At 53.3% G+C, this 26,739-nt stretch carries 27 protein-coding genes; 26 read left to right on the forward strand and 1 reads right to left on the reverse strand.

The features are described 5' to 3' along the window. The first annotated feature begins 28 nt into the window (after positions 1-28). The 9 genes from flgJ (at position 29) to fliS (ending at position 10,075) form a co-directional block, all read left to right on the forward strand. On the forward strand, positions 29-1,081 hold the full coding sequence (gene flgJ, locus ACSF8W_RS03845; RefSeq protein ID WP_500845209.1) for a flagellar assembly peptidoglycan hydrolase FlgJ: 1,053 nt from the start codon (positions 29-31) through the stop codon (positions 1,079-1,081). A gap of 311 nt (positions 1,082-1,392) precedes the next feature. Beyond that, positions 1,393-3,270 (forward strand): flagellar hook-associated protein FlgK, encoded by a 1,878-nt coding sequence (flgK, locus tag ACSF8W_RS03850; protein WP_500845211.1) that lies wholly within the window; start codon positions 1,393-1,395, stop codon positions 3,268-3,270. A gap of 15 nt (positions 3,271-3,285) precedes the next feature. Beyond that, positions 3,286-4,476 carry a flagellar hook-associated protein FlgL gene (flgL, locus tag ACSF8W_RS03855; RefSeq protein WP_500845213.1) on the forward strand — a complete coding sequence of 397 codons (1,191 nt, stop codon included), beginning with the start codon at positions 3,286-3,288 and terminating at the stop codon, positions 4,474-4,476. Between the two features lie 254 nt (positions 4,477-4,730). Then, on the forward strand, positions 4,731-5,897 hold the full coding sequence (locus ACSF8W_RS03860; RefSeq protein WP_500845215.1) for a flagellin: 1,167 nt from the start codon (positions 4,731-4,733) through the stop codon (positions 5,895-5,897). 282 nt (positions 5,898-6,179) lie between these two features. Then, positions 6,180-7,328, forward strand: a complete 1,149-nt coding sequence (locus tag ACSF8W_RS03865) for a flagellin (RefSeq protein ID WP_500845217.1) — start codon at positions 6,180-6,182, stop codon at positions 7,326-7,328. A gap of 69 nt (positions 7,329-7,397) precedes the next feature. Then, complete coding sequence (locus ACSF8W_RS03870; RefSeq protein WP_500845219.1) at positions 7,398-7,922, forward strand: flagellar protein FlaG; 525 nt, start codon at positions 7,398-7,400, stop codon at positions 7,920-7,922. A 28-nt stretch (positions 7,923-7,950) separates the two neighbouring features. Beyond that, entirely contained in the window at positions 7,951-9,333 is a 1,383-nt protein-coding gene (gene fliD / locus ACSF8W_RS03875) for a flagellar filament capping protein FliD (RefSeq protein ID WP_500845221.1), read from the forward strand. A gap of 40 nt (positions 9,334-9,373) precedes the next feature. After that, complete coding sequence (locus ACSF8W_RS03880; RefSeq protein WP_500845223.1) at positions 9,374-9,658, forward strand: flagellar rod protein FlaI; 285 nt, start codon at positions 9,374-9,376, stop codon at positions 9,656-9,658. A 15-nt stretch (positions 9,659-9,673) separates the two neighbouring features. Then, the gene (gene fliS, locus ACSF8W_RS03885; RefSeq protein WP_500845902.1) at positions 9,674-10,075 is read left to right on the forward strand and encodes a flagellar export chaperone FliS; all 402 of its coding nucleotides are present in this window, start codon (positions 9,674-9,676) and stop codon (positions 10,073-10,075) included. Positions 10,076-10,244: 169 nt separating this feature from the next. On the opposite strand, the gene ACSF8W_RS03890 is transcribed toward fliS, so the two are convergent. Then, positions 10,245-10,376, reverse strand: coding sequence for a hypothetical protein (locus tag ACSF8W_RS03890; protein ID WP_500845225.1), 132 nt, complete (start codon positions 10,374-10,376; stop codon positions 10,245-10,247). A gap of 78 nt (positions 10,377-10,454) precedes the next feature. On the opposite strand from ACSF8W_RS03890, the gene ACSF8W_RS03895 reads away from it, so the two are divergent. From ACSF8W_RS03895 to fliR, 17 genes are all read left to right on the forward strand, one after another. Further along, positions 10,455-11,921 (forward strand): sigma-54 dependent transcriptional regulator, encoded by a 1,467-nt coding sequence (locus ACSF8W_RS03895; RefSeq protein ID WP_500845227.1) that lies wholly within the window; start codon positions 10,455-10,457, stop codon positions 11,919-11,921. Positions 11,922-12,076: 155 nt separating this feature from the next. Beyond that, positions 12,077-13,141, forward strand: a complete 1,065-nt coding sequence (locus tag ACSF8W_RS03900) for a sensor histidine kinase (protein WP_500845228.1) — start codon at positions 12,077-12,079, stop codon at positions 13,139-13,141. Beyond that, positions 13,138-14,628, forward strand: coding sequence for a sigma-54-dependent transcriptional regulator (locus ACSF8W_RS03905; RefSeq protein ID WP_500845230.1), 1,491 nt, complete (start codon positions 13,138-13,140; stop codon positions 14,626-14,628). The genes ACSF8W_RS03900 and ACSF8W_RS03905 overlap by 4 nt, the downstream gene beginning before the upstream one ends. A 74-nt stretch (positions 14,629-14,702) precedes the next feature. Then, the gene (fliE, locus tag ACSF8W_RS03910; protein WP_500845232.1) at positions 14,703-15,014 is read left to right on the forward strand and encodes a flagellar hook-basal body complex protein FliE; all 312 of its coding nucleotides are present in this window, start codon (positions 14,703-14,705) and stop codon (positions 15,012-15,014) included. A gap of 15 nt (positions 15,015-15,029) precedes the next feature. Continuing rightward, positions 15,030-16,775: a flagellar basal-body MS-ring/collar protein FliF gene (fliF, locus tag ACSF8W_RS03915; RefSeq protein ID WP_500845234.1), complete on the forward strand. Its 1,746-nt coding sequence runs from the start codon at positions 15,030-15,032 to the stop codon at positions 16,773-16,775. After that, positions 16,768-17,808 carry a flagellar motor switch protein FliG gene (fliG, locus tag ACSF8W_RS03920; protein WP_500845236.1) on the forward strand — a complete coding sequence of 347 codons (1,041 nt, stop codon included), beginning with the start codon at positions 16,768-16,770 and terminating at the stop codon, positions 17,806-17,808. Before fliF ends, fliG begins: the two co-directional genes overlap by 8 nt. Before the next feature lie 53 nt (positions 17,809-17,861). Further along, complete coding sequence (gene fliH, locus ACSF8W_RS03925) at positions 17,862-18,758, forward strand: flagellar assembly protein FliH (protein ID WP_500845238.1); 897 nt, start codon at positions 17,862-17,864, stop codon at positions 18,756-18,758. Continuing rightward, the gene (gene fliI / locus ACSF8W_RS03930) at positions 18,758-20,077 is read left to right on the forward strand and encodes a flagellar protein export ATPase FliI (protein ID WP_500845240.1); all 1,320 of its coding nucleotides are present in this window, start codon (positions 18,758-18,760) and stop codon (positions 20,075-20,077) included. The genes fliH and fliI overlap by 1 nt, the downstream gene beginning before the upstream one ends. Positions 20,078-20,144: 67 nt before the next feature. After that, positions 20,145-20,594 (forward strand): flagellar export protein FliJ, encoded by a 450-nt coding sequence (gene fliJ / locus ACSF8W_RS03935; RefSeq protein ID WP_500845242.1) that lies wholly within the window; start codon positions 20,145-20,147, stop codon positions 20,592-20,594. A 105-nt stretch (positions 20,595-20,699) separates the two neighbouring features. Further along, complete coding sequence (locus tag ACSF8W_RS03940) at positions 20,700-22,364, forward strand: flagellar hook-length control protein FliK (RefSeq protein ID WP_500845243.1); 1,665 nt, start codon at positions 20,700-20,702, stop codon at positions 22,362-22,364. Positions 22,365-22,464: 100 nt separating this feature from the next. Then, positions 22,465-22,962 carry a flagellar basal body-associated protein FliL gene (gene fliL, locus ACSF8W_RS03945; RefSeq protein WP_500845245.1) on the forward strand — a complete coding sequence of 166 codons (498 nt, stop codon included), beginning with the start codon at positions 22,465-22,467 and terminating at the stop codon, positions 22,960-22,962. A 7-nt stretch (positions 22,963-22,969) separates the two neighbouring features. Continuing rightward, positions 22,970-24,037: a flagellar motor switch protein FliM gene (gene fliM, locus ACSF8W_RS03950; protein WP_500845246.1), complete on the forward strand. Its 1,068-nt coding sequence runs from the start codon at positions 22,970-22,972 to the stop codon at positions 24,035-24,037. Positions 24,038-24,063: 26 nt separating this feature from the next. Then, positions 24,064-24,453 carry a flagellar motor switch protein FliN gene (fliN, locus tag ACSF8W_RS03955; protein ID WP_428476700.1) on the forward strand — a complete coding sequence of 130 codons (390 nt, stop codon included), beginning with the start codon at positions 24,064-24,066 and terminating at the stop codon, positions 24,451-24,453. A gap of 1 nt (position 24,454) precedes the next feature. Next, positions 24,455-24,796, forward strand: coding sequence for a flagellar biosynthetic protein FliO (fliO, locus tag ACSF8W_RS03960; RefSeq protein ID WP_500845248.1), 342 nt, complete (start codon positions 24,455-24,457; stop codon positions 24,794-24,796). Then, entirely contained in the window at positions 24,783-25,625 is an 843-nt protein-coding gene (gene fliP, locus ACSF8W_RS03965) for a flagellar type III secretion system pore protein FliP (RefSeq protein WP_500845250.1), read from the forward strand. Before fliO ends, fliP begins: the two co-directional genes overlap by 14 nt. After that, a complete protein-coding gene (fliQ, locus tag ACSF8W_RS03970) occupies positions 25,622-25,891 on the forward strand; it encodes a flagellar biosynthesis protein FliQ (RefSeq protein WP_500845252.1) in 270 nt (89 codons plus the stop codon). Before fliP ends, fliQ begins: the two co-directional genes overlap by 4 nt. A 7-nt stretch (positions 25,892-25,898) precedes the next feature. Next, positions 25,899-26,681, forward strand: a complete 783-nt coding sequence (gene fliR, locus ACSF8W_RS03975) for a flagellar biosynthetic protein FliR (RefSeq protein ID WP_500845254.1) — start codon at positions 25,899-25,901, stop codon at positions 26,679-26,681. The last annotated feature ends 58 nt before the right edge of the window (positions 26,682-26,739 follow it).

Consider the following 26,739-nt stretch of genomic DNA (forward strand, 5'->3'; position numbering starts at 1 on the left):
TGAATTTACTGACGTTGATTGAGGCTGTATGAAAACCACATCGCCAGGTTTTATCCATGATATGGCTAACCTTGACCGCTTGCGTGCGGGCATCGGTAACGACCAAGGGGAATCGCTGAAAGCGGCAGCCCAGCAGTTTGAAGCCATTTTTACTCAGATGTTGTTTAAGTCGATGCGACAGGCCAACGAAGCCTTTGAATCGGATTTAATGAGCAGCAGCAACAGTAAGTTCTTTGAACAGATGCACGATGAGCAGATGGCCAGTGAACTGAGTAGCTCAGGCTCCTTGGGGTTGGCCGATTTGATTGTTGAACAGCTTGGCGGTGAAAAAGAAAAAGCGGCAATGCAGGGGGAAGGCGATAAGGCTAAATCTGCGCTGTCAGCTGAGCGTGCGAGCGATGAATTTGAAATTCGACAGATTTTTCAAGCCGCGCCGGTGGCAAGCAAACATGCTGCTGCCAATATCTCGCCAGACAATGATGCAGCCATTCAAAACGGACAGGTGTTAAAGGCGCTGTCGGCTGAATCGGGCGTGGATTTTGCCTCGATCTTTTCTGCGCCGGTTGCGGCAGTGGAAAAACGTCAGGCCGAGCCAGTGTTTGATTCCCCGAAAGACTTTGTGGCCCGCCTGACGCCGTTTGCCAAGAAGGCCGCTAAAGCCTTAGGCACCGATCCGGCAGTATTGATCGCCCAAGCTGCACTGGAAACCGGGTGGGGCAAAAAGGTGATCAAAAATGCCGCAGGCTCAAGCCATAACTTGTTTAATATCAAAGCCGATCCTCGCTGGGACGGCGGCAAGGTGGCCACGAATACGTTGGAATTCCACCAAGGGATCCCCGTACAGGAAAAAGCGGCGTTTCGCGCCTATGCCAATTACCAAGACAGCTTTAATGATTACGTACGCTTCTTAAATGACAACCCGCGCTACGGTGATGCCTTGGCGCAACCGGAAGATCCTAAGCAGTTTATCCGTAACTTGCATCAAGCTGGCTACGCCACCGATCCGAAATACGCCGATAAAATCATTGGCGTGATGGATTCCGTGAAAGGGTATATGGACGTAGACAGCGCAGGATCTTAGGGAATCGAAGGGACGAGGGGCTAGGAAGAGCGGTTTTAAGGGGCGAGTGTCGAGTCGGCGAGTGTAAAGTAAAAGCATAAATGACGAACTGACTTCCTTGCACCACGATATATTTTCTCTTCCTATCATTTACCGCTTTTGTTTTTCCGCTCTTACTCGTTCCTTTATACTCGCCACTGTTTCCCAGCTCTTCCTCGGAGCGAAGCGAGACCCGTCCCTCGGCACTCGTCCCTTTCTTTCCCAAACTTGGCACGATTTTCGCTTAACATCTTCCCGTTATTGTCTTTTTTTCTCAACCTTCAGGGGGCTTTATGGCGTTTGACTTGCTCAATATGGGCTCGCACGGTCTGTTTACCGCACAGCGGCAGCTGAATACGACCAGTCATAACATCAATAACGTCAACACTGAAGGGTACAGCCGCCAGTCGGTGGAGCAGCAGACCAATGATCCGATTTGGTGGGGGGGCAATCAGCACGGCACCGGTGTGCATGTGGCAGAAGTTCGCCGCAGCTATGACCAATTTGCCAGTAATGAGCTGAACCTGACCACCACCAATCTCAGCTATGCCAATGAGCGAGACACGCAATTGGGCCGGTTGGATAACATGTTGTCCAACAGCGCGAAAAAAATCCCGGAAGACATGAACGACTGGTACGACGCGGTGAAAGCGTTGTCGGACTCGCCCAATGACATGGGATCGCGCAAAGTCGTGATGGAAAAAGCCAAGTTGGTAGCGGCGGGATTGAACGAAAACTACAGCGTGCTGGCGCGTCAAAAGTCAGAGACCAGCGAAGTGCTGTCACGTACGTTGCATCGTGTGAATGATATCGCCAAAGAGTTGGTGGATGTGCACGATGGTTTGATCAAATCGCCGTCGGTGAATAACGATTTGCTGGATCGCCATCAAGCGTTGATCAACGAACTGTCTGAATACACCAAGGTGAGTGTCACGCCCAAAAACGACAACACCTTCAATATCATGATCGGCAGTGGTCACACCTTGGTTTCGGGCACCGAAGCCAGTGAATTGCGCATGGTGAGCGGCAAGCCGGATACGCAACAAACCCAATTGGCCATTCAAGAAGGCCAGTCGTTAAAGACCATTCGTAATGACGGCATTGGCGGCAAAATGGCGGCGTTATTCCAGTTCCGCGATGAAACCCTGACCCATGCACAAGATGAAATCGGTCGCATGGCAATGGGCTTTGCCCATAGCGTGAATAGCCTGCAGCAGCAGGGAATGGACTTGAACGGGCAAGTGGGTGCCGTCATGTTCCGTGACATGAATGATCCGGCATTGGCGGCGTCCCGTGTGGTGTTACCGCCTGACTCGACCGCCGATGTGAAAGTGTATATTGATGATCTGAATGCGTTGAAAAAGGGCGAATATTCCCTGTCGTTTGACGGTAGCCAACATGCGTTGGTCACGCCAGACGGTGAGCGTCAGAAAATCATGCCGAGCGGTAACCCTGCCGCGTTTACGGTGGATGGCTTCCGCGTTGAAATGGACGCCCCGTTGCGTGCGGGTGAGCAAATTTTACTGCGCCCGACCCGCACCGGTGCCGCTGACATCAGCGTGGCCATCAAGGATCCGGGCCAAATTGCCGCCCAAAGTTATTTAAGCTCTGCCACGCAAATACAGGGACAGGCCGATTTTGCCGTGACCCAACGGGGGCCATTGAGCGAATTTCAGGTGGCGATCTCGCCAGATGCCAGCCAATACGCGGTACTGGATATGAAGGGCGGCATTTTGAAGGATCCCGCCCCTTACCCACCGGGCGGTGAAGTGGCTGTTAACGGCACCGCGTTTACGTTATCGGGCGGGGCAGCGGGTGGCGATGTGTTCGCCGTGAACCTGCGCGCCGCTCAAGGTGACAACGGTAACTTGCTGCGCATGCAGGCGTTGCAGAGTGCCAAAATTATGGATGAAGGCCGCGCCAGCGTGCTGGATGTCTACCAAGGCTTAAACACCGAAATGGGGGTGCAAAAAGCCTCGGCAGCCCGCTTGAAAGACGTGGGCAATGTCGAAAAAGAAGCGGCGGCCAGCCGTGTCGCGGAGATCTCGGGGGTCAACCTCGATGAAGAAGCGGCAAATATGATGAAATTTCAGCAAGCCTACATGGCGTCATCGCGCATCATGACCGTGGCTAATGAAACGTTTGACACCCTACTGAACGTAGCTCGCTAAGGAGCCTGACCCCGTATGATCGGTCGTATTGCCAGTTTTCACCACTACCAATCTGTCACCAATGACATGAATCGTCAGCAGGTGCGGGTTGCGGAAAATCAGCAGCAACTTGCCTCGGGTCAGCGCGTGCTGACAGCCGGTGACGATCCTGTTGCCTCTATTTATATCCAGAATTTCGATCAGCAAAACACCCAGATCGACCAGTCGATTAAAACCATCACACTGGCCCGTAACCGTCTTGATAACGAAGAGACGGCGATCACCGAGGTGGAAAATTTGCTTGATGAAGCCAAACGTAAATCCATGATGATGGTCAACGGTGCCTTGTCGGGTGATGACCGTCTGGCGCACAAGCAGGATTTGCAAGGCTTGTATGATTCCTTCATGAATCAGGTTAACAGCCAAGATGAATCCGGCAACTATGTGTTTGCCGGTAACCAATACGACAAACAGCCGTTCTTTCGCGATAACACGGGCAGCGTCACCTATGCTGGCGACAGTTATCAGCGTATGGCACAAGTGGGGGCGTCTGTCTCCGTGCCGGTGAACGATGCCGGTGACAAGCTGTTTATGGATGTGCCCAACCCGTTTGGTGATTATCAGCCAGAGTACGATCTGCAAAGTGGTTCGTTACTGCTGCTGTCGCAAGCGACCAACAGCAACAATACCGATAACGCGGCCTACCGTATTGCGTTTTCATCGTCCGGTAACGGCACCAACTATGAATTGTTCCAGAACGACCAATTGGTCAGTCGCGCGGCGTACGATGCGCGTGAGGGGATCCAATTTGGCACCTTGGCAGTGAAAGTGGAAGGGGAAATCAAACCCGGCGACAGTATCAGCCTGGCGCGACAAGACACGGTGAATGTGTTTGATGCATTCAAGCGTGGGATCGCTTTAGCCGATAGCGAGGTGTCTGACGCCAGTGCGACCGCCGAGTTGCATCAGGTATCAGCAGAACTGTCGCAAGGGTTTAAGCACATTAACCGTGCCCGTTCGGAAATTGGTACCCGTTTGCAAACCTTGGATCGCCAAGAAGACATGCACCAAGATTTCAAAATAGTGATGAGTCAGGCGCGCGGGACGTTGGAAGATCTCGATTACGCCAGCGCCGTGATTGAACTGAACGAAAACATGACCGCACTGCAAGCCTCACAACAAGCCTTTGCCAAAACCAAAGATTTGAACCTGTTCAATTATATCTAATAAGGCAAGCGTAAAACGCCAAGCCGTAACATCGCCATGCATGCGGGTAATATGCACAACAGCAATATGCGCCATGGCGATAATGGCTTTAACTTTTGGCATAGAGCTTGCTTATAAGTCGCTATTAGGCGGCAACGGACACACCTTGCCGCCATCATTTATTGTATTGCTGATCCCACCGCGTTGTTTTTTAAGCATTCTGATGGTGACGGGTCGGTGATTTCGCCGATGGGCGGAAATCAGAGGAGAGCAAAATGGCTGTAACTGTTAATACCAACGTATCTGCCATGACTGCGCAGCGTTACTTGAGTAAGGCAACCAGTGATCTGAATACGTCGATGGAACGCCTATCGACTGGCAGTAAGATCAACAGCGCAAAAGACGATGCAGCCGGCCTGCAGATCTCGAACCGTTTGGTGGCACAGACTCGTGGTTTAAACGTGGCCATGCGCAATGCTAACGATGGTATTTCCATTGCTCAAACCGCCGAAGGGGCGATGCAGGAATCCACCAATGTCTTGCAACGTATTCGAGACTTATCCCTCCAGTCTGCGAACGGGGCAAACTCCGATGAAGATCGTTCAGCTATTCAAGGCGAAGTGGCCTCGTTAAAAGATGAATTGAACCGTATCGCAGAAACGACCGCGTTTGGTGGCCGTAAACTGCTTAACGGCACCTTTGGTGAAGCCGCGTTCCAGATCGGTGCGGACTCGGGTGAAGCCATCATCATGGGGATCACCAGTGTGCGTGGCGACTATGAAGAAATGGGCGGCCAGTTAGTGAAAGGTACCGGTCAGGCGACGCCAGATTGGGAAACCGGTGCGGGCAATAAGATTGTGTTTTCGGTGGGCGATGCCAGCAAACCCGAAAATAAGATCAGCATTGATTTGCCTGAAGGCGATGATCTTGAAGAAGTGGCGACCCGCATTAACGGTCAGACGGATCGCGTGTCTGCGTCAGTAACCGAAAAGGGTGAGCTGCAAATCTTCTCGGAAGGCGATGAGCCTATCGTGATTGACAGCACCACGGTGATGGCCACCGGTCTGGCAGACAAAAATAACCCAGCCAGTGCGGCAACCAGCATGATTGCTGGCACCAGTACGGCGACCACGGTACAAGACATTGACGTGAACACGGTGGGTGGCGCACAGAAAGCCGTCGGCATTGTGGATGCCGCGCTGAAATACATTGATAGCCAGCGTGCGGATCTGGGTGCCAAACAAAACCGTTTGGGTCATACCATTAATAACTTGGCGAATGTGTCGGAAAACGTGTCGGAATCAAACAGCCGCATTCGTGATACGGATTTTGCCAAAGAAACCACGCAGATGACCAAAAGCCAGATCTTGCAGCAGGCGAGTACCTCTATTTTGGCGCAGGCCAAGCAGGTGCCACAGGCGGCAATGAGCCTATTGCAGTAAGTCGTTGTTGGATCGTTAGCGGTCAGCGATAAGGCAAAGAGGCAAACAGAAACGGCAAGGGGGCAACCTCTTGCCGTTTCTGTTTGTCTTAAGTTGGATTGGACTCTTGCTTGAAGATAGCCTTGTGGGGAACTCTGACGCTATTTTCAGCGGTTGTGGGAAAATTCAAAAAAAAGTCTTAAAGGTTTTTGAAAGCATGCCGTTACAGAACCTGTATAAAGAATATCGAGGTTTTACCGGCGGGGCTGGTCAAGCCATTTTGAAGATTTAAGGAGATACATTATGGCAGTTACCGTAAACACTAACGTTTCTGCAATGACCGCTCAGCGTTACCTGAATCAGGCAACTGATGCATCGGCAAAATCTATGGAGCGCTTGGCAACAGGTAGCAAGATCAACAGCGCAAAAGACGATGCTGCAGGTCTTCAGATCTCTAACCGTTTGATGACGCAAAGCCGTGGTCTTGACGTTGCGGTACGTAACGCCAACGACGGTATCTCAATGGCGCAAACGGCTGAAGGTTCTATGCAGGAATCAACCAGCATCCTACAGCGTATGCGTGACCTGTCTCTACAGTCTGCGAACGGCGCGAACTCACAAGAAGACCGCGACGCGATCCAAGGCGAAGTGACGTCGTTGAAAGACGAATTGAACCGTATCGCAGAAACCACGTCTTTCGGTGGTACAAAGCTGATCAACGGTACGTTCGGTAGCCGTTCAATTCAGGTCGGTGCAGACTCAGGTGAAGCGGTACAGCTAACCATGAGCGATCTACGTGCTGATGCAATGAACAGTACGTCGACCAAAGGTAGCGTAGGCGTGAGCTCTGACTGGGAAGTGTCAGCAGAACTTGCAACCGAAGATCTGAAAATCAACGGCACCAAAGTTGAAATGAAAGCGGGCGACGACCTTGAAGAGCTAGCGACCAAGATCAATGGTGCGGTTGACGGCGTGAACGCCTCTGTTGCGACTGTAGAAACCACAGACGAAGCTGGCAACGTGACCAAAGGTCTTGCACTGCAAGTCGTGACTGAATCTGACAAAGCGATCAACTTTGAAGGCGCGAAAACAGTAGCTGCATTGGGTCTGACGAACGCAGCAGCGGGCGCAGGCGGTGCATCTGTACAGAACATCGATGTGTCATCAGTGGGTGGTTCTCAGCAAGCGGTAGCCGTACTGGATAACGCCCTGAAGCAAATTGACTCAGACCGTGCGAACCTAGGTGCGTCACAAAACCGTCTAAGCCACACCATCAACAACTTGAACAACGTGAACGAGAACGTGTCTGCGTCTAACAGCCGTATTCGTGACACAGACTTTGCGAAAGAAACCACGCAAATGACGAAGAGCCAGATCCTATCTCAGGCATCAACGTCTATCCTTGCGCAGGCGAAACAAGCGCCGCAAGCGGCGATGAGCCTATTGGGTTAATCCGCAACATGATAACGGCAAGGGAGCCCGCCTCCCTTGCCGTTTCACGTTGTTAGACGGTGAAAGAAGATGGATACTCCCCCAATTTCTGCGTCTTCACTTCCTCCTCTTACGTCCCCCTCGGTTTCTCAATCTCCTGTTGGCACAAATGTTGCTAGTGCTACACGTGTGGTCAGTGGTACCCATGCCACTCAGCGTGCAGGCGATGTGACATCGCATTCCATGCACACCGTTAACACGGGTACGGCATCCTCCGCGGCACAGCCTGTTTCTGCCTCATCGACAGCACCGTTATCACCGACACACCGAGTGAACGACGCGCGTCAGGCCGAATCGAGCCATGATGTTGAACAACAGCGTCAGCAGCAGCGAGAAGCATTAGAAAAAGTGGTCGAGCGAATTGAAGAGTTTGTCGGTTCGACGCTAAACAAAGGGTTGGCTTTTCGGATCGATGAAGCGTCCGGTAAGCATACCGTGACCATTTACGATAAAAGTACCGGCGATGTGGTGCGCCAACTTCCCGATGAAGACATGCTCGCCTTGTCACGCCAATTGGTGAATCATTCCGGTGGTCTGGTGACGACGAAAGTGTAGACGCAACCCCCGTGACAAGAGGTATTTCATGAACATAGGAGCAGCCGCAACGGCGTCTGGTTTAGACATCAATAAAATGGTGAAAACCATTGTGGATGCGGAGCGTGCGCCGACAGAAGCGCGTATCACCCGTCAGCGCGACAATATTGATGTCAGTATCAGTGCCTATGGCAAGCTGAAAGGATCGCTCGACGACATGAAATACATGATGTCGGATTTTCGCCGTAACCATACCTTGTCAGCGCGCACCGTGAGTACCGATAACAGCGACATGCTGAAGGCGACAGCCAGCTATGAAGCCTTGCCGGGCAAATACAATGTAAAGGTCGAGCAATTAGCGCAAGCGCATAAAATTGTCTCCGGCCCGTTCAATGACGAGAAACCGCTGGGCGCGGGCACGCTGTCTTTGTCACTCGGCACCACGATGTTTGATGTCGAGATCCCCAAAGAAGAAAGCAATATTTTGGATGTCGTGCGTTTAATCAACCGCCATCCTGACAATAAAGGCGTCATGGCGGCGGTCATCAAAGACGATGTGGGCGCCCGTTTGGTCTTAACCGCCGATAAAAGCGGGGAAGCCAACCAAGTGCAGGTGCGGGTCGATGCCCCGTTTGACAGTACACTGCAAAAATTCGGGTTTAACCGTCATAACGACATCAACCCGATGACACAGATGCAAGCGGCCACCGATGCCAAGGTATTGATTGACGGCATCGCCGAAGTCACCAGTGACACCAATACCATTGAAGATGCGATCAAAGGGGTCGATCTTGATTTGCTTTCCATGACATCGGAAAAAGACGGCCAGTCGATCAAAGACACGGTGACCGTGGAAGTGGCCTACGATCGCAACGCGGTCGGCGGTGCCATCGAGCAATTTGTCAATGCGTACAACCAGTTCTATACCACGGCGCAAGACTTGGGGAAATTTGACCCGGAAACCCAAGAGAAAGGCCCGCTGGTGGGCGATAGCATTATTCGCTCGGTGGATAACCAGCTACGTAATGCGTTCTCCAGCCCGGTCGCCGGCGCGCCGGACACGGTCAAAACCCTGAGTGAGCTTGGGGTGATGAGCACCATGGAAGGGCGGTTGGAAATTGATTATGACTTGTTGGATCGCCAGCTCAGTCAAAACTTTACCGATGTCGGTGCCTTCTTCAATAGCAAAGATGGCTTTGCCCGTAAAATTGAAGATTTGATCCACGCGCATACCGGCATTACCGGCAGCATTAAAAGTCGCCAAAATAGCCTCAATGATCAGATGTCGCAGTTAAACAGCGATCAGGCCACGTTAGATCGCCGCATGGAAAGTGTGCAAAAGCGTACCCATGATCAGTTCACGGCCATGGACAATGCGATGGGGCAGATGAAAAGCCAGCTGAGCTCGATGATGAGCATGATGCCGGGGTAAGCATCGGTAAACGCCCGAACCGCAGACAGAGTAACGCGACATGCAGCAATTAGCAGACCTTGACCAACAGCTTACAACCTTGCTGACCCACGTCGGCGAGGTGGATACACCCTTACTTGAACACTTGCTCGCTCAGCGTGAGCAGGTGTTGCAACACTTACAGGCTGATCCCACGCGGCTTGAAAAAGTGCAGTGGCAAGCGGCGATTGACCGCACCGTTCAGTTGATGGCGCACGTACAGCATCATCGCGAACAATCAGCTCAGCACATGCAACGCTTAGTACACGGGCAACGCTCGTTACAGATGTACAATAAATTTCGGTAGGTTATAAAAATGGCAATGAGAGGCTCGCTTCAAGCGTATAAACGTGTGTCGGTAGACAGCCAGCTGACATCAGCATCCCCCCATCGTGTGATTTCTATGCTGATGGCAGGGGCGATTGAACGCTTGATCCAAGGAAAAGCGGCGATGGAGCAAGGCAACATCGCAGTGAAAGGGGAGCGCATCGGTAAAGGGCTGGATATCGTGATCAGTCTGCGTACCTGTTTGTCGATGGAAGATGGCGGCGAAATTGCGGCGAATCTGGATGCGCTGTACGATTTCATGATCCACCAAATCTACAAAGCAAACCGTGAAAATACGACAGAGCCGCTGGATGATGTTATCGGCATGCTGCGTGAAATCAAATCGGCATGGGATCAGATCCCGGCTGAATTCCACAACATGACGCAGTTGGGCTAAGCCAATCCCCTGAATGGCGTTATAAATTGTGAGATATCACTCCCGTGATGATGAAAGTTTGGGAATATCAATTGGCTATATTTTCATCACATCGCCCAGAGTGAGCATCTTCCTTTGTACTGGGGTCACAGCTTTTGGTTGTCCCCAGTTGCCTTCTGGTGAGCATTTATTACAATGCTAAACCAAATCGGATCTCGTCATGGGCAGATAATGCAAACGCATCGTCTGTGATTGTCGCCATCAGGCGATTGAGATCATATAAAAAGAATTCGGTTACTGTGACATCACAAGGACTGTGCATTGCGCATCACTCGCACTATTCAGATGATGTAACGCCACAGAATAGAAAACACCTATAAAGGCAGGCAATATCTTTCCTATGCAAGGTTTAGCAAAAACCCTCGTTATTGATGATGATCCTAATCACCGCCATGACCTTAGTGTCATTCTTGGCTTTATGGGTGAATCACATCAAGTTATCTCAGGCTCCGAGGTCGACAGTACGCTCTGGGAAAACGAGTGGAGTGCCTGTTTACTGGGTCAGATCAGTACGGGTAAATCACTGAGTCGTATTCTGGATTACTTACGTATTCATCACCACATTCCGGTGATTGCCTTATCGAACCACGAGAGTGAGTTGGCAGGCTTTCCCAATTATGTTGGCAACCTAGACTTGCCGTTGACCTACAGTCCCCTGATGGATGCATTGCGCCATTGTCAGGAGTACCAAGGTAAACGTGCGTTCCAAGTGCCACAACTTAGCCGTAAAAACACCCTGTTCCGCAGTATGGTGGGGCGCAGTGAGGCCATCAGCCAGATCCGTCACTTGATTGAACAAGTGGCTGCGACTGATGCCAGCGTACTGATTTTGGGTGAATCAGGCACGGGTAAAGAAGTGGTTGCGCGTAATATTCACTACCATTCCTCCCGTGGTAAAGGCCCGTTTGTCCCTGTGAACTGTGGCGCTATTCCGCCCGATTTGCTGGAAAGCGAGCTGTTCGGTCACGAAAAAGGCGCATTCACGGGGGCGATTTCAACCCGTAAAGGCCGTTTTGAGTTGGCAGAAGGCGGTACTCTGTTCTTAGACGAGATCGGTGATATGCCGATGTCTATGCAGGTGAAGTTGCTGCGTGTGCTGCAAGAGCGTTGCTTTGAGCGCGTCGGTGGCAGTGGCACCATCAAGGCGAACGTGCGCATTGTGGCGGCAACACACCGCAATTTGGACGAGATGATCAAACAGAATGTGTTCCGTGAAGATCTCTACTACCGTTTGAATGTGTTCCCAATCGAAATGCCTGCGCTGCGTGAGCGCATTGAAGATACCCCGTTGTTGCTGCAAGAATTGTTGGCACGTATGGAAGCAGAAGGCGCGAAGCCCATTTACTTCACGCCACGTGCGATCACATCACTGATGGAGCACAACTGGCCGGGGAACATTCGTGAATTGGCGAACCTGGTGGAGCGTTTGATCATCCTCTATCCGGGCGAAATGGTGGACGTGAATCACCTGCCAATGAAGTACCGTTACGCGGATATCCCGGCATTCCAGCCTGAAACGTCTTTCCTTTCATTGGAAGAGCAAGAGCGTGGTGCGTTGGCTGACATGTTTGCGTGTGAGCCTGCTGTCGCGGTTGCGTTGGAAGAAGCGGTGAACATGAGCGATTTGCCGCCTGAAGGCTTGAACCTGAAAGAGATGTTGGCGGAATTGGAAGTCGACATGATCCGTCAGGCGCTGGAAGCACAAACCGGTGTCGTTGCCCGCGCGGCCGACATGTTGGGTATGCGTCGTACTACGCTGGTCGAAAAAATGCGTAAATACGGCTTAAGCAAAGAAGCCCTGCGTTAAGTACTATTTTGACGGTGTCATTTTTTTGACGCCGTCACCTCTCCTCCTTAATCCATAACTCACTGATAATCAGTATTTTTTATTGGCACGGAAAATGCTTTATATCGTCCATTAATGACGATTTTATAGCAATTTTTTGCATTATCAGGATACACATGGATGACACCCACACCTCGTTAGTCTCTCTGCAACAACAAGTATCGCGTTATCAGCAAGCACTGGATGTGATGCCGTCAGGGGTGATCTTTCTTGATTCTACCGGTGTGGTGTGTGACGCCAACCCAGAAGCCCTGCGTTTACTCGGCGCACCGTTAACGGGTGTCCGTTGGTTTGATGTGATCCAGCGTGCGTTTGCCCCGCGTGACGATGATGGTCATGAAGTGTCATTGCGCAATGGTCGCCGCGTTAAACTGGCGATCTCTGCCTCCAGCAGTGGCCAGCTTATTTTTATTACCGACATGACGGAAACCCGCTTATTGCAGTCGCGGATCAGTGACATGCAACGCTTGTCGTCATTAGGCCGCATGGTGGCGTCATTGGCGCATCAAGTGCGTACCCCGTTGTCGAGTGCCTTGCTGTATGCCGCCAATTTGTCGTCCCCGAATTTGACACAGCCGACGCGTGAACGCTTTCAAACCAAGTTAGTAGACCGCCTGCATGACTTGGAAAAGCAAGTGAATGACATGCTGCTGTTTGCCAAAGGCGGCGACAATAAAGTGGTCGCGCCGTTTAGCTTGGAAACCCTGCTGAACGAGGTTGAGCGCATGGTGGAAGCCCAAGTGTTGGCGAGTCACGTGGATTTCAGTATCGATTGTGATGATGAAGCGGTGGCCGTGCTGGGCAATGCCAATGCACTGGCCAGTGCCATCAGTAACCTGATCACCAATGCCATTCAAATGGCAGGCAAACAGGCGCAGATCCGTTTGCAACTGAGCGTGCAAGAGGAGTGGGTACACATTGCCGTGAGTGACAATGGTCCGGGCATTGCGCCTGATATGCAGCAAAAAATTCTCGAACCTTTCTTTACCACGCGACAACAAGGCACTGGCCTCGGGCTCGCGGTGGTACAGATGGTGGTGCATGCGCACAAAGGCCAATTGACGGTGGCATCTGTACTGGGTGAAGGTGCCACGTTTACGTTGAGCCTTCCCAAAGCGACCTCCGCTGCTTGTGCGGCCACGATCCATACCGAAGACACCACGATGGGAGTAACACCATGAACCAAAGCCGCGTATTGGTGGTTGAAGATGACGAAGGCTTGCGTGAAGCCTTGGTCGATACCCTTGCTTTAGCGGGGTATGACTGGCTGGAAGCCGACAGTGCTGAGCAGGCACTGCTACTGCTTAAAGCGGAAGCGGTCGACATCGTGGTCTCCGACGTACAAATGGCGGGCATGGATGGTTTGTGTCTGCTGCGCAGTATTAAACACCATTGGCCGAAACTGCCTGTCTTGTTGATGACCGCTTACGCCAACATTGAAGATGCGGTGTCTGCGATGAAGGACGGCGCGATTGATTACATGCCCAAGCCGTTTGCGCCCGAAGTGCTGCTGAACATGATCAGTCGCTATGCGCCCGTGAAGACAGAGATCGGTCATGCGGTGGTGGCGGACGAAAAATCGCTGAAATTGCTGGCATTGGCAGAAAAAGTGGCGAAAACCGACGCCAATGTAATGGTGCTCGGGCCGAGTGGCTCAGGCAAAGAAGTGATGTCGCGTTATATCCATAGCCATTCGATGCGCCGTGATGGGCCGTTTGTGGCCATCAACTGTGCGGCGATCCCGGAAAACATGCTGGAAGCGACCCTGTTCGGTTATGAAAAAGGTGCGTTTACCGGCGCTGTGCAGGCGTGTCCGGGCAAGTTTGAACAAGCCCAGGGCGGTACCATTTTGCTCGATGAGATCAGTGAAATGGCATTAAGCCTGCAAGCGAAATTATTGCGTGTTTTGCAAGAGCGTGAAGTGGAACGTCTTGGCAGTCGCAAAAGCATCAAACTGGATGTGCGGGTGCTGGCCACCAGTAACCGCGATTTGAAGCAGTATGTGACAGAAGGGCATTTCCGTGAGGATCTGTATTATCGCCTGAATGTGTTCCCACTGACGTGGCCAGCCCTGACTGAACGTCCGGGTGATATCGCCCCGTTAGCCCAATACCTGTTGGAACGCCACTGTATGAAGCAAGGGTTGCCGGTGCCTGCACTGGAAGCGGAAACGGTGATCAAATTGCAACAGTATGGTTGGCCGGGTAACGTGCGTGAGCTGGACAACGTGGTACAGCGTGCGCTGATTTTATGCAATGGCGCCACCATCAGTACCAGTGACATTCTGCTGGAAGGGCTCGATTGGCTGGATGCGGGCGGGTTACAGCAGGCGGTGGAACAGGCCGTTTCCCCACAGTTGACGGTCGTGCAACAATGCAGTGAGGTCGACCCCGGATCGGTGGCTGTTGCGTCAGCATCTGCCGCGTTCTCTGAAGCAGGATCACCCTTTGTGCCTGCCGCCTCCGCACCGGTCACAGGCAGCGTACCATCAGGGGGGGATGGGCTAGGAAATGAGCTGCGAGAACAAGAGTTTTCGATTATTCTAGACGCCATTCGCGCCTGTGAAGGGCGACGCAAGGACATCGCTGAGAAGTTGGGGGTCAGTCCACGAACTTTACGCTACAAATTAGCCAAAATGCGAGACGCTGGGATCGACATCTCGGTCTAGTGCGCATAATCATGCTCACCGCCGTGCCGTTTCGGTACGGCTGCACATAACCCTATGCAGAGGTAACACGCAGAATGAACATTAATGGACTCCAAGCCGAGCTGCAGGCCATGAAGCTGGAAGCAACCAATACCTCACGTCCGGCCACGGGCCAGCAGGTCAGTGCGGATTTCGGTGCCCTGTTAGGGGATGCGATTAAATCGGTGAATGGGTTGCAAGCGCAATCGAGTGATTTGGCGACACGCTTTGATCAAGGGGATCGCAGTGTGTCCCTGTCAGATGTGATGATCGCGCGCAACAAATCCAGCGTGGCCTTTGAAGCCACCGTGCAAGTCCGTAACAAAATGGTCGAAGCATACAAAGAACTAATGAACATGCCGGTTTAATGCAGGAATACTTGAGTGTCAGATCCTTCAACTAACAACAACGAACTCGCGCTCGCGGGCAATACGTCTGCAACGACAGTGGCCGACAATGATTTAGCCCTTCAGCCGGAAGCGGAAGAGAAAAACCCGTCGCGTGTCGATAGCATGCTGGGGAATTTGGATCTCCTGCGTCAGGTGATTTTGGTGCTGTCGGTGGCGATCTGTGTCGCTTTGATCGTGTTGGTCGTCTCGTGGATCAAAGAGCCGGAAATGCGCCCGTTAGGGACGTATGAAACCGCCGAGCTGATCCCGATTTTGGATCACTTTGACCAAAAGCAAATTGAATACGCGTTAGAAGGCAATACGCTTCGCGTGCCAGCCGATAACTATGCGTCGGTGAAGCTAGAGCTGACCCGTGCCGGGCTGAATGAACGCGTGGCGGAAGGGGACGACATTCTGCTGCAAGACATGGGCTTTGGGGTCTCTCAGCGCCTTGAACAAGAACGTTTAAAACTCAGTCGTGAACGCCAGTTAGCCCGTGCGATTGAGCAGATCCGCCAAGTGCGTAAAGCGCAGGTGTTGCTGGCAATGCCCAAGCAAAGCGTGTTTGTGCGTCATAACCAAGAAGCCACCGCGACCGTCTTTCTGACCTTGGGGGCCAGCGGCGCACTCGGCCAGCAAGAAGTGGACTCGATTGTGGACATGGTGGCCACGGCGGTGCCGGGGCTAAAACCGACCCGCGTGACGGTGACCGATCAACATGGTCGTTTGCTCAGTTCCGGTACCGAAGATGCGAGCGCCACCGCGCAGCGTAAAGAGTATGAGCTGGAGCGCAAACAAGAGCAGGCGTTGCGAGAAAAAATTGATGCCATCCTGATCCCGATTTTGGGCTTGGGTAACTACACCTCGCAGGTGGATGTGGCGATGGATTTCAGTGCGGTGGAGGAAACCCACAAGCAGTACGATCCGACAACAGCCTCTACCCGTAGTGAATTCACGTTAGAAGACTATAACAACGGTAAAACCGTGGCCGGCATTCCGGGGGCGCTGAGTAACCAGCCGCCGTCAGACAGTGCCATCCCGCAAGATGTGGCGGAGCTGCAATCAGGGAAAAGCGGCGATAATGGCTCGGTACACCGTGAATCGACCCGTAACTTTGAATTAGACACCACGATCCGCCACAAGCGGGCGCAAACCGGTACGGTACAGCGTCAAACGGTCTCTGTGGCCATTGACTACAAGTCGGTGGTGAATCCGGAAACCGGTGAAGCGACCCGTGTGCCGGTCAGTGATGCCGAATTGATGAAGATCAGCCGCTTACTGAAAGGCGGTGTCGGTTTCTCTGACGCGCGTGGCGACATGCTGGAAGTGGTTTCGATGCCGTTCGCGGTGCCAGAGCAAGAAGTGATGGCCGATTTGCCAGTATGGGAACACCCAAGTTTCAACACTTGGGTCCGTTGGCTGGCGGCAGCACTGGTGATTGTGGTAGTGATGCTGGTCTTGGTGCGTCCGGCGATGCGTAAGTTGCTGTATCCGAACCAAGCCGCTGACGGTACCCCGCTGGATGAACATGGCCGACCGATATTGGCGCGTGGAGACGGTGTGGAGTTGCTGGGTGGTGAGCTGGATGGCGTGGACGCGCTGGAGCTGAGCAGCAGCAATATGGATCTGCCGAACCTGCACCGAGATGAAGATTTATTGAAAGCAGTACGTGCGCTGGTGGCTAATGAGCCGGATCTCGCCGCACAAGTTGTAAGAAGTTGGGTAAACGAAGATGGCTAATGACGTTGTAACCACAGAAACGAAAAAGTTTGATCTGACCACACTGAGTGGATCAGAAAAGGCCGCGATTTTGCTGCTCAGCCTTAGCGAGCAGGATGCAGCCAGTATTATTCGCCATCTTGAACCGAAACAAGTGCAACGCGTGGGGGGCGTCATGGCCTCCATGAGCGATCTCAGCCAAGAAAAAGTCTCGGCTGTGCACCGTCACTTTCTCGAAGATATTCAGAAATACACCGGGATCGGGATGGACAGCGAAGACTTCGTGCGTAATACCCTGATCGCGGCACTGGGTGAAGACAAAGCCAATAACTTGGTGGATCAAATCCTAATGGGAACCGGCTCGCGTGGTTTGGATTCCTTGAAATGGATGGATCCACGTCAGGTGGCCAGCATCATCCATAACGAACACCCACAGATCCAAACCATCGTATTGTCCTACTTGGATCCGGAACAATCGGCAGAAATTCTGTCGCAGTTCCCTGAGCGTGTACGTCTGGATTTGATGATGCGTATTGCCAACCTTGAAGAGGTTCAACCGGCGGCATTGCATGAGTTGAATGACATCATGGAGAAACAGTTTGCGGGTCAAGCTGGCGCGCAAGCCGCCAAGATGGGCGGCCTGAAGGCAGCGGCCGAAATCATGAACTACCTCGACAACAATGTTGAGGGGCTACTGATGGATCAGATCCGTGACAATGACGAAGATATGGCGACCCAGATTGAAGATCTGATGTTCGTGTTCGACAACCTGTCGGACGTGGACGATCGCGGTATTCAAATCTTGTTGCGTGATGTGCCGCAAGATCTGCTGCAGAAAGCCCTTAAAGGGGCGGATGACACGTTACGCGAGAAGATCCTACGCAATATGTCTAAGCGTGCGGCAGAAATGCTGCAAGAAGATTTGGAAGCCATGGGGCCTATCCGTGTGGCGGATGTGGAAGCGGCACAGAAAGAAATTTTGTCGGTGGCGCGTCGCTTGTCCGATGCCGGTGAAATTATGCTGACAGGGGGCGGCGCGGATGAATTCTTATAACATGCCGTCGAACTTGTGCGTCCGTACACGTGGGCATAGCTGTCAGCAGGTGAATGATGTCTACTGATCGTCACCGTGGTTTTATGCGCGTGGCCGAACATCAGGCGCAGGAGCTTGAGCGTTGGGCTTACCCCGATTACAGCGACGAGGTTGAGAGTGCGTCAGATAACGCCCTGAACTACCGTCATGACTGGCATGAGCCTGCGTTTGAAGACGAGGAAGAGCCGGGGCCGCCGCCACTCACCGCGGCTGATTTAGATGCGATCCGTGAGTCTGCCTATGAAGAAGGGCAGACCGAAGGGCGTGAATCGGGCTATCAGGACGGCTTTACACAAGGACAAACCGAAGGCCTTGAGCAGGGTACCGCGCAAGGGCTGGAACAAGGGTTAGCGCAAGGGTTGGCACAAGGCCAACAGCAAATCACAGAGCAGGTTACGCACCTGACCCAGTTGATTGAGCAACTGGCGACACCGCTGGCACAGGTCGATAACGCGGTCGAGCAAGAGCTATTGCGCTTGGTGACTTGCCTGACCCGCGAGGTGATCCAAGTGGAACTGAAAACCAATACCCAAGTGATTGTGCAGACCCTGCGTGACGGTATTGCGACCTTACCGATCGCGAACCAAACCGTGACCATTCAGTTGCATCCGGATGACTTGGCGGTAGTGAAAACCGCCTACGGTGAGGACAATCTGGCCGAACGTCAGTGGCGTTTGCAGGCCGAACCCGCGTTACAGCGGGGGGATTTGCAACTGCAAGCCGGCGATTCGACCGTGGATTATCAAATGGAAAGCCGGATCCGCGATGTGCTGAGCGATTTCATCGGGCGTAACGCCCAACAGGCCATGCAGGCTGATGCGGCACAAGATGGCGCATTAAGCGAATCAACGGCAGAGGCGACTGAGGCTGACCGCGAAGCGAGCGCTGATGTACCGCAAGGCACCGTGTAATGGCCGCGTTGGCAGCGCGTCTTGCGCGTTATCAAACTGATAACTTGGCCCGTCGACCGGTCGCATCGGGCCGCTTAGTTCGGGTCGTCGGGTTGACGTTAGAAGCTGTCGGGTGCCGCGCCCCCGTCGGCAGTACGTGCAAAGTCGAAACCTTAACGGGCGAGATGGAAGCGGAAGTCGTCGGTTTTTCCGGTGATACCCTGTTTTTGATGCCCAGTGAGCAGTTAACCGGCGTGATGCCGGGCGCGCGGGTAACCCCCGTGCTGCAAGCTGCCGGTCTACCGGTGGGGATGGAATTGCTTGGCCGCGTCATTGACGGTGTCGGCAATCCGCTGGATGGGCTCGGTGAGATCTACACCGCCCAGCGCGCAGCGTTTACCGCCGATCCGATCAACCCCCTCTCCCGTAAACCGATCAAAGAGCCGCTGGATGTCGGCCTGAAAGCCGTCAATGGCCTGTTGACGGTGGGCAAAGGCCAGCGTATCGGCTTATTTGCCGGTTCCGGTGTGGGTAAATCGGTGACTTTGGGCATGATGACCCGAGGTACCACGGCCCAAGTGGTCGTGGTGGGTTTGATCGGTGAGCGTGGTCGAGAAGTGAAAGAGTTCATTGATGAAATTCTCGGCCATGAAGGCCGCCAGCGTGCGGTGGTGGTGGCGGCACCTGCCGATGCCTCGCCCATCATGCGTTTGAAAGGCTGTCAAACCGCCCTGACCATTGCCGAATATTTCCGTGATCAGGGGCTGGATGTGTTGCTGCTGATGGACTCATTGACCCGTTTTGCCCAAGCGCAACGTGAAATCGCCCTGTCAGTCGGGGAGCCACCGGCCACCAAAGGGTATCCGCCGTCGGTGTTTGCCAAACTGCCCGCGCTGGTCGAACGCGCCGGTAACGGTGGCGAACATCAAGGCTCGATCACCGCTTTCTTCACCGTATTGAGTGAAGGGGATGATTTACAAGATCCGATTGCCGATGCCTCGCGCGCTATTTTGGACGGTCACATTGTCTTGTCACGTGAAATGGCCGATGCCGGTCATTATCCGGCGATTGATGTGGAACGCTCGGTCAGCCGTGTGATGCCTGCGATTGTGAGCGAAGAGCACATGTTGATGGCCAAGGCCGTGCGACAGATCTTGTCGATTTGTCGCAAAAACCAAGACTTGGTGTCGATCGGGGCGTATAAGCCCGGTACCGACCAAGCCATTGACCAAGCATTTACCTTTAAACCGCGGTTAGACGGGTACTTGCAGCAGACCATGAAAGAATCGGTGCCGTACGATATGTGTATCAACATGCTGCGTTCGGTGCTCGGCGGGTAGGGCCTTGTCCCATGACGACGAGCCAAATAAACGTGCGCCCGACGAATAACGTGATATCGAGAAAAGAATGTCAAACCACGCGCTCGCGCTGATCTTGGATCGCGCCAAAGATGACGAGCACAACGCCTCGCTGGCGCTGAGTCAGGCCCGTACTGAACGGGACAACTATTATGTCCAGCTCCAGCAGATTGAACAGTATCGCTTGGACTACTGCCGTCAGTTGTCGGAGCGGGGACAGCAAGGCTTAACCGCCAGTTCCTACGGGCATTTACAAAAGTTTTTGAACCAACTTGACGAAACCCTCACCAAACAAAAACAAGCCGCCAGCCAGTTTGATTTTCAGGTTGAGCAGTGCAGTGACCACTGGAATGAAATGCGAAAAAAGCGCCGCTCCATTGAATGGTTGCTAGAGAAAAAACAGACGGAACGTCAGCAGTTTCTCGATCGGCAAGAACAGAAAATGTTAGATGAATTTGCCACCTTGCAGTTTGCCCGCCGGATGGTCGAGAAACGCTGATCGAAAGATACATGGTTTGATTTTTGCATGGATGCTTACCTTGATAGAGACAGTCAGCCGTCTGACGGCTGGGTGTTAGCCTGATTGATGAGTCCCTGAGTTACTATGATGTTTTCGCGTTTGTTTACCTCCGATCCTTCTTCTTCCGCCCCGGTGAGCCGAACAGCCTCATCGTCGGCGCGTGCTGTCAGTGAGGCGGGGAGTGATGACTTTTCCCACCGACTGACGGATGCCGTTGAGCCCGCCGCGCGTAAGCCTGTTGATCGTGCATCACACACGGACAACGCCGACAAGGTGTCTGGCGCATCTGGGCATTCGCTTTCCGACGCGGCGGATGCTGCGGCGGTTGAGGAAGGCAGCAAGAACAGTATCGAGGAGATCGCTGAAAAAGAGGCGGATTCGTTATCTTCATCGGCAACGGAGAGTGCTGCTGAAAATGCTGCCGAAGCCATGGCGAGTGACAATATCCCAACGGGTGAAACCGATTTAGCCTTGTCTGCTGACAGCGCCAGCGCGGCTGTCGATAGCCAGCAAGCGATGCAAGAGGGGGATGCCTTTTTGCAAGAGATGGCAGAGTATCAGCGTCAATTGAGCACGGTACTTGGTGATTCTGATGTAGCGGCTACCGCCGGTACGGAAGACGCGGCTGGCAAAATGTTGCCGCTTTCCTCCCCATTCGCATCCCATGGCGATACCGTGACTGAGCTTAACGCTGAGGTAGCGAGTGCGGAGGCTGATAGCTCAGAAGCCCAACGTACCGAGGTTGACGTTGAGAGCGCCAGTGAGCCTGAGAGTGAGCCGGTCTGGTCGTCGGTTTTTGCCCCAACAGCGCAACATGCTGGTGGGGGAACGGGGACATCGGTAGAGGGCGAGAACATGATGCAAAGCGCTGATGGTCAGCGTGCGGCATCTGCCTTCACGCAAGCGCAGATGGTCGCGGGGACTCCCGCCTCATCGGCAACGATCGCCGATGAGATGCAGCGTGATAGCCAGACGCGTGGTATGCCCATTGATCTCACCAGCACCCAGGCGGGCGACACCAGTGAAATGCCCCTCGGGCTTGATACGCTTGTAACCGCAGACGGTGCAGACGGTGCAGACAGTGCGATGGGCATGCTTGGTGCCGATGCAGCCTTGCTGACGGCTGCGACCCCCGGGGGCAGTGAACAGGAAACCAAAGCCTTATTGGCCGCATTAGGGGGCGATGACGCGGCAGAAGGCGTGCGTGCAACACACACCGCGTCACCGATGCAGACCATGCAAACGCGATTGAACGATCCGGCCGCCGCCAATGCTCAACCGCCGTTGTTACTGACACAAGCCCAAGGCGGGGATGAGTTAGCTGATCGCCTGCAAATGATGCTGTCGAAAAACCTGAAACACGTCGATATTCGCCTTGATCCACCGGAATTGGGACGCTTACAGATCCGATTATCTATTAATAACGATCAGGCCAGCGTGCAGTTTACGGCGGCAAACCCGCAGACCCGAGAATTGATAGAACAAGCCATGCCACGCCTGCGTGAGCTATTGAATCAGCAAGGGGTGCAGCTCGCGCAAACCTCGGTGCAGCAAGAAAGCAGCCGTCAGTTTGCTGGACAACAAGGCCAGCATGAACACGCGCAGCAAGGTCAAAATGGTCCGGGGAATGGCCGACAGGGTGACGCATCCAGAGCTGGCACGTTACCGGGAGAACACGGCAGTGATGTCATGAGTCCACAGGACTTCTGGCTGTCACAAGCCAAAGACGGCGTCGACTATTACGCCTAGTGGAAACAAGGGGGACTCTGCTACTATGGCGCCCCTAAAATAGATACTGATAATTCAAACAGCAAGCCGTAACAACGGACACAGTAAAGGAATAACAGCGATGGCTGAGGACTCAAACGGAAGTAGCAAGAAAAAACGCCTGATGTTGATCATCGGTGTTGTGCTATTGCTGGTGGGCGGCGGAATGGGCGCATGGTGGATGTTTGGCAACGAGGCGACACCGGCGGCAATGAGCCCGGCGGCCAGTACCTTACCCGCGACGACCACGCCAGTGGTAGAGCCTGCGTATTATGTGATTTTGCCGCAGCCGTTTATTTTCAATGTGACAGGTGACCGACGGGATCGCTTGGTGCAAGTCAAAGTACAACTGCTGGTGCGTGGCGAGCGCAATGAAGCGACCGCGAACCAACACATTCCGTTAGTGGAAAGCACGTTGCTGCAAACCTTTGGTGCGGCAACCGTTGAACAATTAAGAGCCCCAGGTGGACGTGCAGAATTGCGCACGTATGCCCTCAAGGCAGTGCAAGATGCACTGGTGAAAGTATCTGGCCGTCCTGTGGTGGAGCGGGTGCTCTTCACGGGCTTTGTCATGCAATAGGTTGACCGTGAGTGATTTATTAACCCAAGACGAAATCGACGCCCTTTTGCATGGGGTCGATGATAGCGACGACGATGATGATATTGGCCGTGGTAGCGGTAGCAACAATGGCGGCAGTATTATCTCGTTTGATTTCTCCTCACAGGACCGTATTGTCCGTGGGCGGATGCCGACCCTTGAATTGATCAATGAACGCTTTGCCCGTCATATGCGCATCAGCTTGTTTAACATGCTGCGCAAAACGGCGGAAGTGTCGATCAACGGGGTGCAGATGATCAAGTTTGGTGAATACCAAAACACCCTGTATGTCCCAACCAGTTTGAACATGGTGCGTTTTCGCCCGTTAAAAGGCACCGCACTGATCACCATGGAAGCCCGTCTGGTTTTCATTTTGGTGGAAAACTTCTTTGGCGGTGATGGGCGTTTCCACGCCAAAATCGAAGGTCGTGAGTTTACGCCCACAGAGCGCCGTATTGTTCAGATGCTGCTGAAGTTGGTGTTTGAAGATTACCGTGAAGCCTGGTCACCCGTGATGGGGGTTGAGTTTGAATACCTTGACTCGGAAGTGAACCCGACCATGGCCAACATCGTCAGCCCGACGGAAGTGATTGTCGTGAGCTCGTTCCATATCGAAGTGGATGGCGGCGGCGGTGATTTTCATGTGGTGATGCCGTATTCCATGGTGGAGCCGATCCGCGAATTGCTTGATGCCGGTGTGCAGAGTGACAAGATGGATACCGACGTGCGTTGGAGCAAAGCCCTGCGTGACGAAATCATGGATGTACCGGTGAACATGCGCGCCAAGTTGTTGGACGTGACGCTGACCTTACGCGATTTGATGGAGTTGCAACCGGGGGATGTGATCCCGATTGATATGCCAGAAGCCGCGACCGTGTTTGTGGAAGATCTGCCGACCTATCGCGCCAAAATGGGCAAGTCGGGCGACAACGTGGCGCTGAAAATTACCGATAAATTAAAACGTCCGGATATGGTGAAAAGCGATTTGGCTTTCCTTGATCGGGATGAATTAGGGACAGCGCTGCTGAACCTGCATAACGAAGACAGCAATAACTAAGGACGCCTGTCCAAAGAGGTAGAAACATGTCTAATGACCAACAAATGGCTGATGATTGGGCGGCGGCACTGGCTGAGCAAGCCTTGGACGAAAGCACGCACTTGGCACCCTTGGAAGAATTAACGGATGAACCGTCCCCGATCGGTGAGGATGAGCGCCGTAAGCTCGACACGATCCTGGATATTCCCGTCACCATTTCCATGGAAGTGGGGCGCACTCAAATCAGCATCCGTAACCTGCTGCAATTGAACCAAGGGTCGGTAGTTGAACTGGATCGCGTGGCCGGTGAATCACTGGATGTGCTGGTCAACGGTACTTTGATTGCCCACGGTGAAGTCGTGGTGGTCAACGATAAATTCGGGATCCGCTTGACGGATGTGATCAGTCAAACCGAACGTATTAAGAAGCTGCGCTAACATGGCTACCGGACCGGAATTAAACCTTGCTACCACCTTTGCCGCGTTAATCGTGGTGTTGATGGTGATCGTCTTGCTGGCATGGTTGATCAAACGCATGAAGTGGGCGGGAATGCCGGGTGGGCCTTCTCCCCTGCGTATTCTTCGCCAGTTACCGGTGGGGCAGCGCGAGCGCATTGTGCTGCTGCAAGTGGGTGATGAGCAGATGCTGGTGGGAGTGACGCAACAGCAGATTTCCCTTTTGGGGAAACTGGATACGCCGTTGCCCACCGATGTTGAGCAGCCTGGCGGCGACTTTGCCCAACAGCTGAGCAAGATGTTGAAGAAAAATGAAAAGAAGTAATCTGATTGCCGCCGTTCTGGCGGTTTTCTCGTTGTTGTGGGTTTTCCCGGCCTTGGCGGAAACCACGTCGGTCGGCGCGGCACAAAGTGTCACGCTGAGCCAGATGCAGCAGGAAGCGGGGTCAACCCAAATGACCTTGACCAAAGGCGGAGGCGGCGGCATTCCTGCGTTCTCGGTCACCATGAATCCGGACGGCAGCGAAGACTACTCGGTCACCTTGCAAATCTTGGCGTTAATGACGGCACTCGGTTTCTTGCCGGCCATTATTATCTTAATGACCTCGTTCACCCGTATTGTGGTGGTGATGTCGATTTTGCGTCAAGCCATGGGTTTGCAGCAAACGCCGTCGAATCAGGTGATCATCGGTATCGCGATGTTCCTGACCTTCTTCGTTATGTCACCCGTGATAGACAAGATCAATACAGACGCGGTGCAACCGTATATCAATGCACAAATCACCGCGACCCAAGCGTTTGAGGCGGCGCAAGAGCCGCTGCGCCAGTTCATGCTCAAGCAAACGCGGGTCAAAGATCTCGAAACCTTTGTCCAAATCTCCGGTTCGACCGCAACGGATCCGCAAACCGTGCCCATGACGGTGCTGATCCCCGCGTTTGTGACCTCGGAGCTGAAAACCGCTTTCCAAATCGGCTTCATGTTGTTCTTGCCATTTTTGATCATTGACTTGGTGGTCGCGTCGGTGCTGATGGCCATGGGTATGATGATGTTGTCACCGATGATTGTGTCGTTGCCGTTTAAGCTGATGTTGTTTGTGTTGGTCGATGGTTGGAACTTGATATTGTCGACCTTGGCAGGGAGCTTTGGTACATGACCCCAGAAGCGTTTGTCGAGATCTTTCAAGAAGCGCTGTACATGGTGCTGGTGATGGTCTGCGTGATTGTCATCCCCGGTTTGTTGATCGGCTTGGTGGTGGCGGTGTTTCAGGCCGCGACCTCCATCAACGAACAGACGCTGAGTTTTTTGCCGCGTTTGATCGTGACCTTGCTGGCCTTGATGTTCTTTGGCCACATGATGACGCAGATGTTGATGGACTATTTCCACCGCATCATTGAACAGATCCCGAGCTTACTGTACTGAGAACACGATGAATTTCACCTCTGCAGTGTTGCTTGATTGGGTCGCCAACTACATGTGGCCGTTGACGCGCATCTCGTCCATGATGATGGTGATGACCGTGTTCGGCGCGCGCTTTGTCTCGGCCAAAATCCGACTGTATTTAGCCTTGGCGATCACCTTCACGGCGATGCCAATGCTACCCAAAGTCAACGATCAGATTGCGTTGCTGTCGTTTGCCGGTTTATTGACCACGGCTCAGCAAGTGATCATCGGTGTGGCGATGGGGTTGGTGACGCAGTTTGTCACCCAAGTGTTTGTCTTGGTCGGGCAGATTTTGGGGATGCAATCGAGTATCGGTTTTGCCTCGATGGTGGATCCGGCTAACGGTCAAAACACCCCGGTACTCGGCCAGCTCTACATGATGTTATCGATCATGTTGTTTTTGGCCACCGACGGGCATCTGGCATTGCTGCAATTGGTGATCGTCAGTTTCCAGACCTTGCCCGTGGGCGAATTGATGTTACGGCCGAGCGATTATTACGACTTGGCGACGTGGTTCGGCCTGATGTTTAAGCTGGGGCTGAATATGTCGCTGGCGGGGATCATCGCCCTGTTGACGATTAACTTGGCGTTCGGTGTCATGACCCGTGCCGCACCACAGCTGAACATCTTTGCCTTGGGTTTTTCCGTGGCCTTGCTGTTGGGCTTTGTGATCAGCTGGTTTCTGGTCGGGGGGATCATGCCGCAGTATGAACACAACTGGGGACTCGGCTTCAGCCAAATCTGCTCGCTCGTGCGGGTGGAGTGTTAGGGGGAGGGGCGAGTCTGAAGGGGCGAGTGGCTAGGGACGAGTTTCGAGTAAAAGCGGA

The organism is Photobacterium sp. 270122K, assembly GCF_059941365.1.

Bases quoted from the DNA above. Each gene is read 5' to 3' on its own strand.
- ACSF8W_RS03870 (WP_500845219.1), top strand. From the start codon at position 7,398: ATGGATACTCCCCCAATTTCTGCGTCTTCACTTCCTCCTCTTACGTCC.
- fliO (WP_500845248.1), top strand. From the start codon at position 24,455: ATGGCTACCGGACCGGAATTAAACCTTGCTACCACCTTTGCCGCGTTA.
- fliR (WP_500845254.1), top strand. From the start codon at position 25,899: ATGAATTTCACCTCTGCAGTGTTGCTTGATTGGGTCGCCAACTACATG.
- fliS (WP_500845902.1), top strand. From the start codon at position 9,674: ATGAGAGGCTCGCTTCAAGCGTATAAACGTGTGTCGGTAGACAGCCAG.
- ACSF8W_RS03860 (WP_500845215.1), top strand. From the start codon at position 4,731: ATGGCTGTAACTGTTAATACCAACGTATCTGCCATGACTGCGCAGCGT.
- fliN (WP_428476700.1), top strand. From the start codon at position 24,064: ATGTCTAATGACCAACAAATGGCTGATGATTGGGCGGCGGCACTGGCT.
- flgK (WP_500845211.1), top strand. From the start codon at position 1,393: ATGGCGTTTGACTTGCTCAATATGGGCTCGCACGGTCTGTTTACCGCA.
- fliG (WP_500845236.1), top strand. From the start codon at position 16,768: ATGGCTAATGACGTTGTAACCACAGAAACGAAAAAGTTTGATCTGACC.
- flgJ (WP_500845209.1), top strand. From the start codon at position 29: ATGAAAACCACATCGCCAGGTTTTATCCATGATATGGCTAACCTTGAC.
- fliI (WP_500845240.1), top strand. From the start codon at position 18,758: ATGGCCGCGTTGGCAGCGCGTCTTGCGCGTTATCAAACTGATAACTTG.
- ACSF8W_RS03900 (WP_500845228.1), top strand. From the start codon at position 12,077: ATGGATGACACCCACACCTCGTTAGTCTCTCTGCAACAACAAGTATCG.
- fliE (WP_500845232.1), top strand. From the start codon at position 14,703: ATGAACATTAATGGACTCCAAGCCGAGCTGCAGGCCATGAAGCTGGAA.
- ACSF8W_RS03890 (WP_500845225.1), bottom strand. From the start codon at position 10,376: ATGCACAGTCCTTGTGATGTCACAGTAACCGAATTCTTTTTATATGAT.
- fliJ (WP_500845242.1), top strand. From the start codon at position 20,145: ATGTCAAACCACGCGCTCGCGCTGATCTTGGATCGCGCCAAAGATGAC.
- ACSF8W_RS03940 (WP_500845243.1), top strand. From the start codon at position 20,700: ATGATGTTTTCGCGTTTGTTTACCTCCGATCCTTCTTCTTCCGCCCCG.
- fliH (WP_500845238.1), top strand. From the start codon at position 17,862: ATGATGTCTACTGATCGTCACCGTGGTTTTATGCGCGTGGCCGAACAT.
- fliQ (WP_500845252.1), top strand. From the start codon at position 25,622: ATGACCCCAGAAGCGTTTGTCGAGATCTTTCAAGAAGCGCTGTACATG.
- flgL (WP_500845213.1), top strand. From the start codon at position 3,286: ATGATCGGTCGTATTGCCAGTTTTCACCACTACCAATCTGTCACCAAT.
- fliP (WP_500845250.1), top strand. From the start codon at position 24,783: ATGAAAAGAAGTAATCTGATTGCCGCCGTTCTGGCGGTTTTCTCGTTG.
- ACSF8W_RS03895 (WP_500845227.1), top strand. From the start codon at position 10,455: ATGCAAGGTTTAGCAAAAACCCTCGTTATTGATGATGATCCTAATCAC.
- ACSF8W_RS03865 (WP_500845217.1), top strand. From the start codon at position 6,180: ATGGCAGTTACCGTAAACACTAACGTTTCTGCAATGACCGCTCAGCGT.
- fliD (WP_500845221.1), top strand. From the start codon at position 7,951: ATGAACATAGGAGCAGCCGCAACGGCGTCTGGTTTAGACATCAATAAA.
- fliL (WP_500845245.1), top strand. From the start codon at position 22,465: ATGGCTGAGGACTCAAACGGAAGTAGCAAGAAAAAACGCCTGATGTTG.
- ACSF8W_RS03880 (WP_500845223.1), top strand. From the start codon at position 9,374: ATGCAGCAATTAGCAGACCTTGACCAACAGCTTACAACCTTGCTGACC.
- ACSF8W_RS03905 (WP_500845230.1), top strand. From the start codon at position 13,138: ATGAACCAAAGCCGCGTATTGGTGGTTGAAGATGACGAAGGCTTGCGT.